The sequence below is a fragment of the Streptococcus oralis genome, assembly GCF_001579525.1.
Taxonomy (GTDB): Bacteria; Bacillota; Bacilli; order Lactobacillales; family Streptococcaceae; genus Streptococcus; species Streptococcus oralis_M.
Genome location: NZ_KQ970788.1, coordinates 1 through 15,766, shown reverse-complemented (window position 1 = coordinate 15,766; position 15,766 = coordinate 1). Strand labels below are relative to the sequence as shown.

General features: G+C 40.7%; 13 protein-coding genes and 1 other annotated feature. Of the genes, 1 reads left to right on the top strand and 12 read right to left on the bottom strand.

Annotated elements, in window-relative coordinates; genetic code table 11:
- Positions 1-145: 145 nt before the first annotated feature.
- The 12 genes from SORDD25_RS00095 to SORDD25_RS00040 form a co-directional block, all read right to left on the bottom strand.
- On the bottom strand, positions 146-2,398 hold the full coding sequence (locus SORDD25_RS00095) for a glucosaminidase domain-containing protein (protein ID WP_081103616.1): 2,253 nt from the start codon (positions 2,396-2,398) through the stop codon (positions 146-148).
- Between the two features lie 110 nt (positions 2,399-2,508).
- Entirely contained in the window at positions 2,509-3,495 is a 987-nt protein-coding gene (locus tag SORDD25_RS00090) for a dihydroorotate dehydrogenase (protein WP_193750102.1), read from the bottom strand.
- Positions 3,458-4,258, bottom strand: a complete 801-nt coding sequence (locus SORDD25_RS00085; protein WP_061852170.1) for a dihydroorotate dehydrogenase electron transfer subunit — start codon at positions 4,256-4,258, stop codon at positions 3,458-3,460. Before SORDD25_RS00085 ends, SORDD25_RS00090 begins: the two co-directional genes overlap by 38 nt.
- A 247-nt stretch (positions 4,259-4,505) precedes the next feature.
- A complete protein-coding gene (gene gloA / locus SORDD25_RS00080) occupies positions 4,506-4,886 on the bottom strand; it encodes a lactoylglutathione lyase (protein WP_061852169.1) in 381 nt (126 codons plus the stop codon).
- 97 nt (positions 4,887-4,983) lie between these two features.
- Positions 4,984-7,623 (bottom strand): J domain-containing protein, encoded by a 2,640-nt coding sequence (locus SORDD25_RS00075; RefSeq protein WP_061852168.1) that lies wholly within the window; start codon positions 7,621-7,623, stop codon positions 4,984-4,986.
- 12 nt (positions 7,624-7,635) lie between these two features.
- Complete coding sequence (locus SORDD25_RS00070; protein WP_061852167.1) at positions 7,636-9,300, bottom strand: molecular chaperone HscC; 1,665 nt, start codon at positions 9,298-9,300, stop codon at positions 7,636-7,638.
- Between the two features lie 174 nt (positions 9,301-9,474).
- On the bottom strand, positions 9,475-9,834 hold the full coding sequence (rplT, locus tag SORDD25_RS00065; RefSeq protein ID WP_000124830.1) for a 50S ribosomal protein L20: 360 nt from the start codon (positions 9,832-9,834) through the stop codon (positions 9,475-9,477).
- Positions 9,835-9,885: 51 nt separating this feature from the next.
- Positions 9,886-10,086 (bottom strand): 50S ribosomal protein L35, encoded by a 201-nt coding sequence (gene rpmI, locus SORDD25_RS00060; protein WP_001125942.1) that lies wholly within the window; start codon positions 10,084-10,086, stop codon positions 9,886-9,888.
- 32 nt (positions 10,087-10,118) lie between these two features.
- The gene (gene infC, locus SORDD25_RS00055) at positions 10,119-10,649 is read right to left on the bottom strand and encodes a translation initiation factor IF-3 (RefSeq protein ID WP_000848184.1); all 531 of its coding nucleotides are present in this window, start codon (positions 10,647-10,649) and stop codon (positions 10,119-10,121) included.
- Positions 10,650-10,664: 15 nt separating this feature from the next.
- Positions 10,665-10,796: a sequence feature (ribosomal protein L20 leader region), on the bottom strand.
- 72 nt (positions 10,797-10,868) lie between these two features.
- Positions 10,869-13,109, bottom strand: coding sequence for a DNA internalization-related competence protein ComEC/Rec2 (locus tag SORDD25_RS00050; RefSeq protein WP_061852166.1), 2,241 nt, complete (start codon positions 13,107-13,109; stop codon positions 10,869-10,871).
- Positions 13,093-13,743: a helix-hairpin-helix domain-containing protein gene (locus SORDD25_RS00045; RefSeq protein ID WP_061852165.1), complete on the bottom strand. Its 651-nt coding sequence runs from the start codon at positions 13,741-13,743 to the stop codon at positions 13,093-13,095. Before SORDD25_RS00045 ends, SORDD25_RS00050 begins: the two co-directional genes overlap by 17 nt.
- A 67-nt stretch (positions 13,744-13,810) precedes the next feature.
- Positions 13,811-14,380, bottom strand: a complete 570-nt coding sequence (locus SORDD25_RS00040; protein WP_061852164.1) for a GNAT family N-acetyltransferase — start codon at positions 14,378-14,380, stop codon at positions 13,811-13,813.
- Positions 14,381-14,556: 176 nt separating this feature from the next.
- Between SORDD25_RS00040 and ald the strand changes: the two genes are divergently transcribed.
- Positions 14,557-15,669: an alanine dehydrogenase gene (ald, locus tag SORDD25_RS00035; protein ID WP_061852163.1), complete on the top strand. Its 1,113-nt coding sequence runs from the start codon at positions 14,557-14,559 to the stop codon at positions 15,667-15,669.
- The last annotated feature ends 97 nt before the right edge of the window (positions 15,670-15,766 follow it).

The window sequence follows — 15,766 nt, the reverse complement described above, 5'->3', positions numbered from 1 at the left end:
ATTAGATTAATATCTACTATTACATTTTACTATCATTTTGTTAATTGTTCAAGAATAAAGAGACTGTTATTATACTATTTCTCCTCCAATGTTTAAAACAAAAACGATAACCACTTTTTCAGTAGTTACCGTTGATTTCTTTTGATTAGTCTTTCCCACCAAGTCTACTATTGATGGTCATCATGATGCTGGCTATTTTCTCACCCCAGTATGGATCAGAAGCATAGCGAACATTCATTCCGGTCGCTTTATTTCCAAGGTGGTCTCTGCCATAGTCGATGTAGTTCTCACGGATCCACTTGGCGGCTCCAAGGATTCCTTTATCCACATTATCAAAGCTCTTGGCTGAGAGATATGGGCTCGTATCATAAGCAGCAATACCAAAGAAGTTGTTCTTATCTCTGGCAATTTGACTGCGTCCCCAAGCACTTTCAAGGGCACTATGTGCCATCAAGTAAAGGGCATTGACACCGTAGCGTTCCTCAGCTTCTTTGAAAGTCGCTCCTTTACCTGCGAGAGGACTATCCTGCAAGTTCATCATCGAATACAGTTTATCCAATTCAGCTGCACTATAATTACTTGGTTCTCTCAAGTTTTTATAGAGGAAAGGATTTTTAATGGTAAAGCCATCAAAATGCTCTCCATCAGTTGAGTAGTACTTCTTACCAATAACCATGGCAGATGTGTGTGGAGCTACTTTGATACTCGTATAAGGAGAGAGTTCATGGTAGAGGAATTTCCCATCACTAGTATAATGAGGGATAAACTCGCTTCCTTCATCTACTGCTGTCAAATCACTTTGATTCATATAGCCAGACAAGCCAGAAATCGAAACTGCAAGTCGGCCGCCTTTTCGCGTCGAGCTATCCAGTGAAACAATACTTCCTTGGTTAATGTAACTCAAGATTTCTCCAGATGCACTATAGACATAGGCTGTGATAGGTTTTACCTTATAATACTTGGTTTTATCCGCAACATGCCATCTACCAGAAGCATCCAAGGTATGACCATCCACAGTTTCATTTTTTGCCATATAACCGCCTGATTTAAGGTAGTACCATGATTGGTCGGATGAATCGTAGATTAATTCTTTCTCAGCCATCTTTCCATTTGACTTGAGATAGAACCAGTTATTCTTGTACCATACCCACTCACTCGAAGCCATATAACCACCAGATTTGAGATAATAGTAGCCATTATCCCAGAGCCATTCTTTATTGGCATAATTTCCATCAGAGTTGATATAGAACCAAGAGTTATAATTCTTGTCAAAGAGCCACCCTTTGCCAGCTTTTGCTCCACTACTTGTCACATAACTACGGTCAATCCAAGTTTCTGTAGAGAGGTAGCCGCCTGATTTGAAATGGTAATCCTTGCCTTTGATTGTTTGCCAACCTTTTTCAGCATAGGTTCCGTCAGCTTTCAAGTAAAACCAAGAGTTATAATTCTTGTCAAAGAGCCATTCCGATTTCAGTTTGGCTCCACTCTTCGCAACATAGAAGCGGTCAATCCAGCGCTCGGTAGAAAGATAGCCACCTGATTTGAAATGGTAATCTTTTTCTTTAATCGTTTCCCAGCCTTTTTCGGCATAGCTACCATCAGCTTTCAAGTAAAACCAAGAGTTATAATTCTTGTCAAAGAGCCATTCGGATTTCAGTTTGGCTCCACTTTTAGCAACATAGAAGCGGTCAATCCAACGTTCAGTAGAAAGATAACCGCCTGATTTAAAATGGTAGTCCTTCCCATCTAGGGTTAACCAGCCATTTTCAGCATAGGTACCATCTTGTTGAAGGTAGAACCAACTGCTATAGTTGTCATCATAAATCCAAGCTTGTTTAACCTTATGACCATTTTCTGATATATAGTTCTTACCAAGCCAAGCATTTTTCAGCATTTTACCTTGTGAATTGATGTAGTACTGGTTCTCCCCTTGAGTGATCCACTCATCTTTAGCCATTTTCCCGTCTGCTTTAAGGTAATATTTTTCCTGACCTTGTTGAATCCATTCGTTTTGAGCTTTCTGACCATCAGACTTGAGATAATACCAGGATTCTTGTTCCTGATTAAATACCCACTGTTCCTTGGCTTTAGTACCACTTTCAGTCACATAGTACTGGCCAACCCACGTTTTTGTGGCTAATTTTCCAGCTTCGTTAAAATAGTAATCCTTACCACCAACAGTCAACCAGCCGTTCTCAGCACGATTTCCATCAGCTGTTAAATAAAACCAGGCCTGTTGCGTTTGGTCATAGATCCATTGGTTGGTTGCTGGTTTCCTATCTGCTTTGAGGTAGGTCTTTCCTTGCCAAGTTCCCTCTTCTGCTTTTGCTGTCTCCACTACAGTAAAAAAACACCCCAATAAGCCAGCACTTACTAGGGCCACTTTCCATCGTTTCATTTAAATGCTCCAATAACGTTTTCTAAACCCTATTGTAACATAGTTAATAGACGGAAATATTACAAATTGATGAAGATTCTATTTCTTGTTGACGATAAGGAAGACCTAGCTTATCTCAGACTGTCTTTGACTTCCTTGCGTAGTTCTTCCAAACTGCTAATGCCATACTTATCCATGACTTTTGGTAGATGTTCGATGATATCAGGACAGGCATAAGGATTGGTAAAGTTGGCTGTTCCAACTCCGATGGCAGAGGCACCAGCCAGATACATTTCTAGCGCTGCTTCAGCCGAATCCACTCCCCCCATTCCAATGATGGGAAGATCGGTTGTTTGGGCGACTTGGCGGATGAGTTTGAGGGCTACTGGAAAGACTGCTGGTCCAGACATTCCACCTGTTCCATTGGCTAGGATTGGTTTTCTTGTTTTGAGGTCAAAGCGCATACCGACTAGAGTATTGATCATGGTTAAGCCACTTGCTCCCGCATCTTCTGCGGCTTTGGCGATGGTGACAACATCCGTTACACTAGGGGTTAACTTAACATACACTGGCACATCAGAGGCTGCCACAGCTGCTTTTACCACTTCATAAGCTAGATCAGGATCTTGTCCAATCAAAAGTCCATGATTACCGTGATCCACATTCGGACAAGAGATATTGAGCTCAATAGCTTTTACATTTGCAGCCTTAGAAATTCCTCGAGAAACAGTAGCGTACTCTTGTTTTGAAAAGCCAGCTACATTAGCGATGATAGGAAGTGTTGGATATTCTCTTTCCAACCAAGGCAGTTTTTCAGCTAAAACAGCTTCTAAACCAGGATTTTGCAAACCGATTGCATTGAGCATACCAGCAGGCGTCTCTGCAACCCTGGGAGTTGGATTCCCAAAACGGGGTTCAAGTGTCGTCGCCTTGATCATAATGGAGCCTAAAAGGTCTAAATCATAGTACTTGGCATACTCCTGACCAAAACCAAAACAGCCTGATGCTGGTATGATAGGATTTTTCAAATCCAAGCCTGGTAGAGAAACTTGTAAACGATTTTTAGTCATGATTTTCTCCTTATAATACAACCGTTCCTGTACGGAAAACAGGGCCATCTTCACAGACACGTTGACTGACCGTCTCACTATCTGGCACTTTTAGAACGCAGGCATAGCAAGCCCCCATCCCACAAGCCATACGAGATTCTAGAGATAGATAGGCTCTTGGGTGATTATAAAATTTTTGATTGATATACTTCATCATTCCAGGTGCCCCACATGAGTAAACCGCATCAAATTGACTACCTAAATCATTGATAACAACAGAAACATTTCCCTTGATGCTATAAGAACCATCATCTGTCGTAACAAAAACCTGACCATATTGGACCAATTCGGTTTCAAGAATAACAGCATCCTTGTTGGCAAAACCGAGGACTGTCACTACTTTCACCCCACGCGCATGCAATTCCTTGGCTACTTCGAGCAAGGGCGGAACACCAATCCCACCACCAACGAGGAGAACTTGGCTCTGGTCGTCCAGATCAGACAAGTCAAAACCATTTCCCTGAGGCCCCATCACATCAAGAGTATCTCCCTGACTTAATGTTGAAAAAATAGCTGTCCCAGCCCCCTCTATCCGATAAATGAGATGACACTGCTTCTTGACCTTGTTAATAGACGAAATTGAAATAGGACGGCGCAAGAGATGGGCATCATCAGGCACGCGCAGATGGAGAAATTGGCCTGCTCGCATGGCTTCAACCATTTCTCCTTCTAGGACTAATTCAAAGATTGCTGGCGCAATTTCCTCTTGTGCGACCACCTTCATGCTTTCCAAACGAATAGCACCCAAACGTTTCTTACATGTGGGATTCATGACTTTTCCTCCTTAAATTTAAGGGGACCAGATAAAGAAAAGGCCTTGCTAATGCAAGGCCTCAGTTGGGTTAGGCTAGAACTCATGCGCACACTTAAAAAGTCTCCACAGAGAGTCCCCTTATCCCTTTTATCTGACACCTTGTGAGTCTCTCTGGACTCCCCTTAAAGGTTAAATTTGTATTAGTATACTCTTTCAAAGAAAAAAAGTCAAGTAGAAAACGAACATTCTACTTGACTTCACTCGATTATTTTTCACGAATGACTTCGACCTTGTAGCCATCAGGATCCTTGACAAAGTAATAGTTTGGTGGGGTTCCAGGTAGTCCTTTTGGCTCTGTAACCTCATAGCCTTTCGCGCTATGTTCTTGATGAAGCGCCTCAAGGTCAGGTGTACTGAGGGCGATATGGGCGAAGCCATCCCCTACCACGTAAGGACCGTGATCATAGTTATAGGTCAACTCCAACTCGTAGTCATCACCCTCAAGTCCTAGATAGACAATGGTGAAAGCATGATCTGGAAAATCTCTGCGACGTAATTCTTTAAATCCAAAAGCATCTTGATAAAAAGCGATTGATTTTTCAAGGTTTTCTACTCGCAAGCAAGTGTGTAGCATTTTTGAAGCCATTTTCATTACCTCTTTCGTTTTAATAGTTCCATTATACCTTTATTCAGGAAAATTTACTAGAAACTTGAACTAGAGTCCTCTTATATACTCTTTTATTCTAAGCAGCAATTTTACGATTTTCCTTGCGTATATTGCCAATAAGTAAAAGCATGATCAGGACAAAAAGTCCCTCGAGGAAGTAGAACGTAAATTCGCTGTTCATGAGTAGTAAGTCTTTGTAATGATAGTTATTACCGAAAACTGAATTTGGTGCAAATAGGATTCGCAACAGTCTTCTTAGGAAAATAAAGATCTGCAAGCCATAAATCATAAAGACCTTCTTCACACCAATCATGAAGCCTTGTTCCTTTGTAAAATAAGACAAGGCAATTCCATTTAACAAGAGGATAACAGTTATAGCCAGTGTTTCATTTCGTAGAATAGTTGGATCAAAGTTGTCTAAACGGCTGTGAATATAGGGCAACGTTTGAAAGAGTAGGAGCCCCAAGATCGCTGGTATGAAAATTTTCTTCAGAGATGGTGGAAATCCAGGACTAAATCTTGTAAAAGACAAGCAAATCACAAGGACTGCAAAAATATGGAAGTAAGCTATGGCAACTCCTGAAATAGTCTGGCTTTGATTTACCAAAGCAGAAAGAAAACCAGCAGAAAGAAAGATACCGATAGGAATCAGCTTATCCAAAGAATAATCCCATTTCAGCCCCTGACTCACTTGGAAACCATCGATGAAGCTGAAAAATGTAATGAACATAAGGGCACCAATGAGACCAAACGGTAAGGATGGAATGACGAGGGTCAATAGCAAGATTAGTAGGAACCATGGATGGGGGCTGTAGTAGAATTTCCGTTTTTCTCCTCTAGCAGTCACTCCCTCCTCAATCGGTGTTTTCCTTAATTTTAGCATATAGACGTAAAAGAGAGAAAACATACCCGCATGAACCCATGAATTATAACCCGGTCGCTCTAGAATACTAAGTATCAAACTTACAATCGTAAAGAGACCAGAGAAAATCTGAAGAAACTTATTTTTAAAGACCTGTCTTTTTTTCCAATCCAAATAAGAGTGCTTAGCCTTTGGATGACTAAGTTCATAAGCATAAACTGTCATCTCTTCTAGTTTCTGGTCTGTCTCCTCCGTCATCATTTGGGGAGCCATTTTAGAAGTAGGAAAAGGAGATAAAACATATCTCAGGAGCTCGCCGTCTGTAAACCGATGGTACTCCTTATAGATCTGTTGGAGTAAAATCGTTAGAATGCGTGGTCTTCCTTTAAAGTAGCTTCTCCACTTTTCCCAATCATTGATATCTTCATCGCTCTTAGTGAGCTTATCCATATAAAGATAACCTTCATTGTACCAGTAATCAAAATTTTCCTTTTTGTCTAGTTCATACTCCTCTACCACTGAAGGATAGGAATGGATACTCTTCCAGAAATGGAGTTTTTTCAGGTAAGGATTTGATTCCTCATCGCTGTAACGCTCTACAAATTGGAGAACGAGGGCTAACACTTTCGCATTGGTTAAAGGATAGACGTCCACCTTTTCTAACAAATCAAGTAGGAGCGTGTGATCTTTGACTGATTCAAAAAGGTATTGCCAATCACGTAACAGTTTGTACTCGTCTTGATATGGATTATATACTAAGAGATATAGTTTTTCCTCAACCTCCGATGGATTTAGCAGATTATAACGATGAATATCGAATGGTTCATCTGTATTTGCATTTAATTCATTTAAGTAAACCACAAGCTCATCATAGGCTTCTTTATCCTCCTCTCTCGTCTCTGGTTCAATCTTCTCCAAGATAAAGGTTAAAACTGGAATGCTTGTAATTATTTGTTTACTGCTATTCAAGAGAAAAATGACAGTACTAGGAGAAAATGATTGACTGAAAAAATTTATCCAAGTCCCAATCTGATTAGCTCTTTGGGAATCTTCAAGAATTGCTTGACACAAACGATAAGAAGCATACAATTTAGCAGTTTCTTTTTTCGCCGCTTCTAGAGGTTCTCCATTTTTGTTTGCAGTAGCTCTTTTAACCTTCCAATGCTTCAGTTTATAGTAATATCCCCAGTATCGAAAGTCGGGTACATAGTCTTCCAGCAAAGGAATGACGATAGAAAATTGCTCCGATTTGTTGAAAATATAAACATCCATTTCCTCTAAAACGGATTGAACAATGTCCATATCATACTGATACTGATGAAAAAACTGACGCCATAGATGTTCTTGTTCCTCTAGGTTATAGTCATTATTCCCAACAATACTTTCAATCGCATTTCGAATTAAATAGGCTGCTTCATTATAACTACTAAAGTCAAGGGTGGACTTTGGCTCATCCTCTTCTGCTTTAAAAGTTTCAAAATTAAAGGAATCGCTGGTTTTATCAGTTGATTGCTGATAATCACTGAAATCAAGACTAGATCTTTCAGACTCTTCGTTCTCAGTCTTCGTTTCTTCAGTCAAGTTTTCAAAGTTGAGACTAGACTTAGTCTTTTCATTCGCCTCTTCTTCAAGTTCAGTAGCCTCTTGAGAGTCACTCGCTTTTCTTAGGCTATTTTCTGGTCTTGTATTTCTAGACCTCGCATAAGTCAAGGCTTTTTGGTAAGCTTCAACAATTTCTTGGTAAATTTCTGGCTGGTCTTCTGGGTGATAGAGCCGAACCAGTTCAGCATAACGCCTTCTAATAAGCTTGACGTCAGTCGTTGGCTCTATCCCTAAAGTTTCCCATATATTCATAAGGTCTCCTTTTTACAGTCCTCGCTCTAGGAAGTCTAAATAGTTTGAAAATGATTGATAGAGTTTAGGTAGATGGTACATAGAAGCTTGGTTCACTTCTTCTTCAAATTGTCTAGTTGATGCCATCAGTTCTTCCCTTCTTTTTCCCAAAAGCATACTGTACACACGATTCGCTTTTTCAATCAAGAAACGATAAACCTCTGTTTCTTGAGCATTGATCTTATAGCGAGTCAACTCTGCTTGCTTAGCCTTGATTTCCTTTTCTGTCAGAGTAACACTATCTTGGAGAATAACATGACTAAAGATTTCCTGTGTGGAATCAATTTTCACTTCTACATCCAAAATTCCATTTAAATCATAGGTAAAACGAACTGTTAAACTTTCTTTTTCGCGAGTATTCACAGGTACGGGAACTTCTAATTCACCTAAGAAGAGATTTTGTGAAGCCTTCATCATCTCACCTTGATAGACCTTTATCTTGACTTGGCTCTGTCCCAATTCAGCAGTATAATACTGCTCAATGCGTGAAGCAGGTAGGGTGGAATTTCGCTCAATAATCGGTGAAAAACGGTCTCCAACTATCTCAATCCCTAGTGTAAAAGGACAAATATCAGACAGTAGCAAATCTCGTATCTCACCCTTCCGTTCTTTTATTCCTGCTAAAAGGGCACAACCTCTCGCAATCATCCGATCAGGATCATCAGATACCTGAACCATTTGATTGATACAGTAGGATAAAAAGTCCTGAACCAAGCGGAGTTTCGAAGTCCCACCAACAAGAACAAAGTTATCTGATGATACATAGCTATAGCGTGCATCCATCAAGGCACGGTCCAAAACAGCCTTAACACGAGCCAGCAGCGGTTGACAAAGTTCATAAAAGCGCTGGTAGCTCAAGTCTAAAAAGTATTCCTGATCTTGGTCCATCACTGTCATCTTCACTTCTTCTTTATCATTAAGTTCCAGCTTTGTCTTTTCAGCCTGTACCAGAATTTTACTATAAAATTCTCGGGAAATCGTATCCTTGGTTAATTGGTTGGAGGCTAAAAATTCCTCAGCAATAGCCGCAGTAAAGTCTTCTCCTCCCAAACGATTGTCCCCTGCAATCGACACGATTTCGACAATGTTATCAAAAAGCTCTACAACTGAAATATCAAGAGTCCCACCGCCAAAATCAACTACAATAAAAGATTGATCTTCTTGGTTTACCATAGATCTTTTAGCAAGAGCCGCTGCGGAGGGTTCATTGATAATCCGGTCAATCTGAACTCCAGCAAATTTTCCTGCTAGTTTGGTCGCATAGCGTTGAGCATCGTTGAAATAGGCTGGTACACTGACAATCACTTCCTCGACCTTTTCTCCAAGATAGGTCTCTGCATCATCTACCAACTTTCGAATGATAAAGGAGCTTAATTCTTCAGCCTTATATGCTCGATTTCCTAGCGTCAACTCATGTTTGGTCCCCATAAAACGCTTAAACTGTGAAACCGTCTTATCTGGGTGTGTCACCAAGCGTTCCTTGGCAATTTTTCCAACTATAATCTCATCATTGTCATCCAAAGCCACAACAGAAGGCGTCAAATACTCACCAAAAGCATTGGGAATCAACTTAACCTGACCATCTTGATAAACCCCTACTAAAGAATTAGTCGTTCCTAAATCAATACCAACTATCATCTTCTTCTAACTCCAAATCTTTTTAGATATTCCTATTATACAAGAAATATCCTATTTTCTTTGAAAAAATCTGTGATTTGCTCTCTAAAATAGAAAATCATTTAAGAAAAACAAAAAAGTTTCACCTTACTCCTGCGGTAAAAACCACAAGAGTAAGAATGAAACAGTTTGTCATTATTTACCAAGTTTTGCTTTAGCTGCATCTGCAAGAGCTGTGAAAGCTGCTGCATCGTTAACAGCCAAGTCAGCAAGCATTTTACGGTTAACTTCGATTTCAGCCAATTTCAAACCATGCATCAATTGTGAGTATGAAAGTCCGTTCAAACGAGCTGCCGCATTGATACGAGTGATCCACAATTTACGGAAGTCACGTTTTTTCTGACGACGGTCACGGTATGCATAGTAGTAAGAGTTCATTACTTGTTCTTTTGCAGTACGGAACAAGATGTGTTTAGCTCCATAGTAACCTTTTGCTAATTTAAGAATACGTTTACGACGTTTGCGTGATACAACGCCACCTTTAACACGTGCCATGTTTTATTTCCTCCAAATATTTCCTAGAATTGTTTACTTACTGTTAGGCTATTATTTCAAGCGAGTAAGCATTGCTTTGATACGTTTGAAATCTCCTGAATGCACCATAGATGCTTTACGAAGATGACGACGTTGTTTCTTAGTTTTTCCGTGGAAACGGTGAGAAGTGTAAGCACGGAAACGTTTAAGTCCACCAGAACCTGTACGTTTGAAACGTTTAGCTGATGCGCGGTGTGTTTTTTGTTTTGGCATGATTTTTTCTCCTTTGTTTAACTTACTGACACTTATTTTTTGTCAGTTGCTGGCGCCAACTGCATGAACATTTGGCGTCCATCCATCTTAGCTCGTTGTTCGATGATCGCAATATCTTGTGTTGCTTCAGCAAACTCGGCTAAAACTTTTGCACCAATCTCTTTATGGGTGATCATACGCCCTTTAAAGCGAATGGATACCTTAACTTTATTTCCTTTTTCAAGGAACTTGCGTGCATTGCGAAGTTTTGTGTCAAAGTCACCCTTGTCAATAGTTGGACTCAGACGAACCTCTTTCACAGTAACAACACTTTGTTTTTTACGTTGTTCTTTTTGCTTTTTCTGATACTCAAATTTGAACTTACCGTAGTCCATAATTTTAGCAACAGGTGGTTTTGCTTGGGGTTGAATCAATACTAAGTCAACATTTGCACTATCAGCCAATGCTTGCGCTTCGCTGAGTGGCTTGATGCCTAGCTGTTCTCCCTCAAGACCGATCAAGCGAACTTCACGTACACGAATTTCATCATTGATGAATAAGTCTTGCTTTGCTATGGTTTTCACCTCTTTTTTATTATTAGAGAAAAACAATAGCGGACTCGTAATGATACAAGCCCGCACGTTATGATAGCGTTTCTTAGAAACTTTTCATCCGTAGGGCCAGGCAACTTGATGTCACAAGGCGAGAAGCTCTCACTTCTGCTTTTCTCAACTTTTATATGATACCAAGTTTTCTATTCCTTGTCAAGATAAAAAGTCAATTTTTCGAAAAGTTTGTCTATTTTATCGAACCGTTTCAATTCGCCAACTATTCCATCCTTTAAAGCGGATAGCTCCTTGCTGGTCAGTTCGGTAAATCTTACTCTTGATATTTTCCAGTTGTGTCAAGGTTTCCTGATGAGGGAGTTTGGCACGATTATTTTTTCCAACTGAAATGAAAGTAATTTCTGGTTTGAGTTTTTCTAGGAAAGCTGGATTTGATGAGGTTTTAGCACCATGCTGGCCTGCTTTCAAGATATCCACCTCTAAGTTAGGGTATTGCTTTAAAAGTTCCTTCTCTCCCTTCTCCTTCAAGTTTCCAGTGAAGAGAAAGTGCTTATCCAAGAGTTTTCCATAAAGAAGGAGTGAATCATCATAACTTCCATCTCCAATCTTCCTTGGAGATAGGACTTCTAAGTAACTGCCAAAAATCGGTAAATTCTCCCCTGCTGTCACACTGCGTACCTTGGTTTGAGTCGCTTGTAGTTCTGCCACAAATTCCTTCTGTGTCAAACTTCCTTTTGATACTAAAATTTCCCCGACATGGAAAGCCTTGGTCACCTCCAGCAAATCTCCAACATGTTCTTTATCTGTGTCGGTCAAAATCAGCTGATCAATCTTATCTACTCCTCGACTTTTTAGATAGGGAATCAAGGTGCGCTGAGCATTGCTGGTCGTCGCCTTTTCTTGCCATTTATCGATTTTCTTATCAGACTCTGCCCTGCCACCGACATCTATGAGGATGGTTTTACCAGTTACATCCCTTAGAAAAATGCTTTCTCCCTGCCCTACATCCAGCATGGTGATTTCATTTTCAAGTGGATGCTTGGTCAAGAAAAAGAGACCCACAATAAAGAGACTAAATCCTGCTAGTCTTTTGATGTTTTTCCTCATGTCATAGACCAAGGCTAATGAAACTAACAGTAGAATCAACAACCATGCGTTGGGTTGACCAAAGACCAGAGGCCTGCTTGCCAGCTGCGATACCAAGCGAATGATGTTCTCCAACCACTCAAAGACAAAGTTAAACTGAGTGACTGGGTAAACAAAAGACAGAATAAATAAGATGGACAAAAGTGGCAAAAAGACCACATCAAACAGAAAGGAAAATACAAAGGTCAAAAGGATAGACCAAGGCTGAAATTCTGCAAAATAGAAGGATAGAATAGGCAATATTCCCAAGGAAATGACCAGACTTTCTCTAGCAACAGCCTTGAGTCCCTCCCCTTCTTTGCTAGTCATGGTTAAGATAAAAGCATAAGCGCAAGACAAGACTCCTCCTGCTGTCAAGAAAAAGTTGGGCATGATGATAAAGAGGACAAGCACCGTTAAAGCAAAATTATCCAAGCCCTTAATACCATGTTGGGCCAGTAACTTTTGCAAGAGACTGCGAATGACCGAAGCTGAAAATCCTGTCAGACCTGCATAGATAAGAGAAAAGGGATAAGTTAGCCACTTCAACTTTTCTTGGGTCAAGCCCAATCGCAAGAGGAGTTTCTTAAAGGCATCCATAAAGAAGCCCACTTGCATACCTGACAAGGCAAATAGATGGATAATTCCAAGACTGGAATAGAGCTCATTCATTTCCTCAAAGTCCGTATCTAGATGTCCCAGCAAGAGCCCTGTCATATAGTTGCGCATAGGGTCTGGAAAGTGCGTCTTGATCCAAACTACAGCCTTTCGACGTAAACTAGACAGATTTTCTCCTATATCCCAACTGCTAACCTTTTTAAGTGACTGGATGTTCTTGATAGTCAATGTCTGGTAAATCCCCTGAGTCTTCAGGTAGGCTTGATAGTTAAAGCCACCAAAATTCCTCTGGCCTTCTGGCTCGGAAAGTTTTCCTTCTAGTTCAATCTCATAGAGCTCTGTCAAGGCTTGAAATTGCTCTTTCTCCTCCTCGGACTGGAGTTTATAGTAAACTTGGAAGGTACGGCCGTCAGCCTTGCCCCGAAAGGACAGACTGTCTCCATTTACTTTGATAGTATCTGGTAAAATCCTCACCTTTTCAACATAAGCGACTAAGTCTTGACTAGCTTGTGTCTGTTGCCAGTTTTGAAACAGAAACCAAAAGCCAAAGGCTCCACAAATCGCTAGAACTTTGCCTGCAGATTTCCAAGGAAATTGAAAAAAGAGACAGAGCAGCAAAAAAACAAAGCCTAGTAAAGCAAGATAGGACGCTGAGAAAATAGCGTAGTAAAGCCAAAGTAATAGAACACCCAGATAGATTAAGGGGCTAGGAAGACTCTTAATCCACTGTAACATAGTCTTTTAACTTTTCTATGGTCTTTGCACCAATGCCAGAGACTTTCTTGAGTTCATCTACTGACTTGAATTTGCCATTTGCCTCACGATGGTCGATAATATCCTGGGCTCGTTTTCCTCCCAAACCTTTGACCTGCTTGAGTTCTTCCAGACTAGCTTTATTTAGGTTGACCTTCTTTTCTTTACTTGTCGAAGGAGACGTTCCAGAGGTAGTCTGCTGACTAGTTGCTTCTTCCCCCTTACTCGGAACGTAGACCAGAGCCTCGTCACTGACTTTCTGAGCGAGATTGAGCGATTTACTATCTGCCTCCTCTGTCAAGCCACCTGCCTTCTGAACGGCATCATGAACCCTACTGCCAACTGGCAAATCATAAATCCCTGGTGATCTGACAGCACCTTTGACATCTACTGTGATTAGATCTTGTTCAGGAGATTCGTCCTTTTCTTCCTTCTTCACTTCTTTTTCAGATGATGAATCCTTTGAAACAGCTGCAACTTCAGCCTGCAAATTTGTTTCTTTCACAGATGTTTGTGAAGTTGGCTTTAGTAGGAAAAATCCGCCCAAGGCCAAGCCCAAACCTGCACAGATGACAATGATTTTATACTCTTTGATTTTCTCGATAATTGCTTCCATATTTTCTCCTCTCTTATATTATTCGCAAGAGAAAGAAAAAAACAGTCGAAAATTTCTTTTCAACTGCTTATTTATTTGCAAAATAGTCTTCCTTAGTCAAGACATAATGAACTCTTGTGATGATTCGACCTGGTTCTTTATTATCCATTCTGGCATAGGGGTCTTCGTGGGAAAAGAGCATACCTGATTTCTCCATGACCTTTCCTGATGCGGGATTGTCCTTGTCGTGAAGAGCGGTCAACTTGTTCATTCCAATCTTCTCAAAAGCCAGTTCAATCACGGCACGATTGGCTTCTGTCGTCAATCCTTGATTCCAATACTTTTTATTGATAATGTAGCCAATAGCTGCCTTCTTAAGAACAGTATCAATCTTGTGCAAATCAATGGTACCGATAAACTGACCATTGCTTTTTAGTTCGATTCCCCACCGTCCCAAGAGATTAGCCAAGTAAAACTGAGCGATGTTGTTCTTAGTTTCTTCTAAGCTTTGATTTGTTGGAAAAGTGTAGCGTGTATTTTCTCTGTCTGAGGCATACTCAAACATAGCTTCTGCATCGTCCAAGGTTACAGGTCGGAGCAATAAACGCTCCGTTTCTATAGTTGGATACTTGGAAAATTTAACAAATATTGATTCCATACTTTTCCCTCCATTAGAGCTTGATTCTCACTAGTCTAGCATAAATAAATTTGAATGACAAGTTTTTCTTGATTTTTGAAGCGGTTTCATATACAATAAAACCATCACATTTTTGATTTATGAACTGAAATGTGACAACTAAAACAATCCCGTCAATTGAAAGGTAGGTTATCTCTATGTTAATCGGAATCCCAAAAGAAATTAAAAATAACGAAAACCGCGTTGCCCTCACTCCTGCTGGCGTCCATAGTTTAGTCAGCCGTGGACATCGTGTCCTCATCGAAACAAATGCTGGTCTCGGTTCAGGATTTACTGATGCGGACTATCAAAAGCAAGGAGCTGAGATTGTCGCTACTGCTGCTGAAGCATGGGCTGCCGAGTTGGTCGTAAAAGTAAAAGAACCACTAGCTTCTGAATATGGTTATTTGCGCGACGATCTTCTCCTCTTCACCTACTTGCACATGGCCGCTGCTCCAGAATTAGCAGATGCTATGTTAGCAGCAAAAACAACAGGAATTGCCTATGAAACTGTTCGTGACAATCAAGGACAACTACCTCTCCTCGTTCCTATGAGTGAGGTTGCAGGTCGTATGGCTGTTCAAATCGGAGCCCACTTCCTTACTAAGCAAGCTGGTGGTTCTGGTGTCCTACTAGGTGGTGTACCAGGCGTTCCAAAAGGAAAAGTAACCATCATCGGTGGTGGTGTCGTCGGTACACATGCTGCCCGCATCGCCCTTGGTCTTGGTGCTCAAGTGACTATTTTAGATATCAGTGCTAAGCGTCTCTCAATTCTAGAAGAAGTCTTTGGAAACCAAATCCAAACTCTTATGTCTAATTCTTTCAATATCGAAGCAAGTGTGAGAGATGCTGATGTAGTGATTGGAGCGGTGCTCATCCCTGGTGCCAAAGCACCGAAATTGGTGACAGATGAGATGGTCAAACAAATGCGTCCAGGCTCTGTCATCGTTGATGTTGCCGTTGACCAAGGTGGTGTTATCGAGACAGCTGACCGTGTGACAACGCACGATGAACCTGTCTATGAAAAATACGGTGTTCTCCACTATGCCGTTGCTAATATCCCTGGTGCGGTTGCCCGTACTTCAACCATCGCCCTAACCAATGTCACTCTTCCTTATATCGAAGCTCTTGCTGGCAAAGGATTCGCACATGCAATCTCTGAAGATGAGGGCTTGCGTCAAGGTGTGACCACTTATCAAGGTTACTTGACCAGCCTCCCAGTTGCCCAAGGCCTGGGTAGAGATTTCACTTCTATCAATGAATTGGTTTAAAATTGGTTGACCATTCTTTCAATCTAGAATAGACTCATACTACTCTACAAATTCCATAACAAGATATTGTTTCTAACAACTTACCCATAGTAATTCG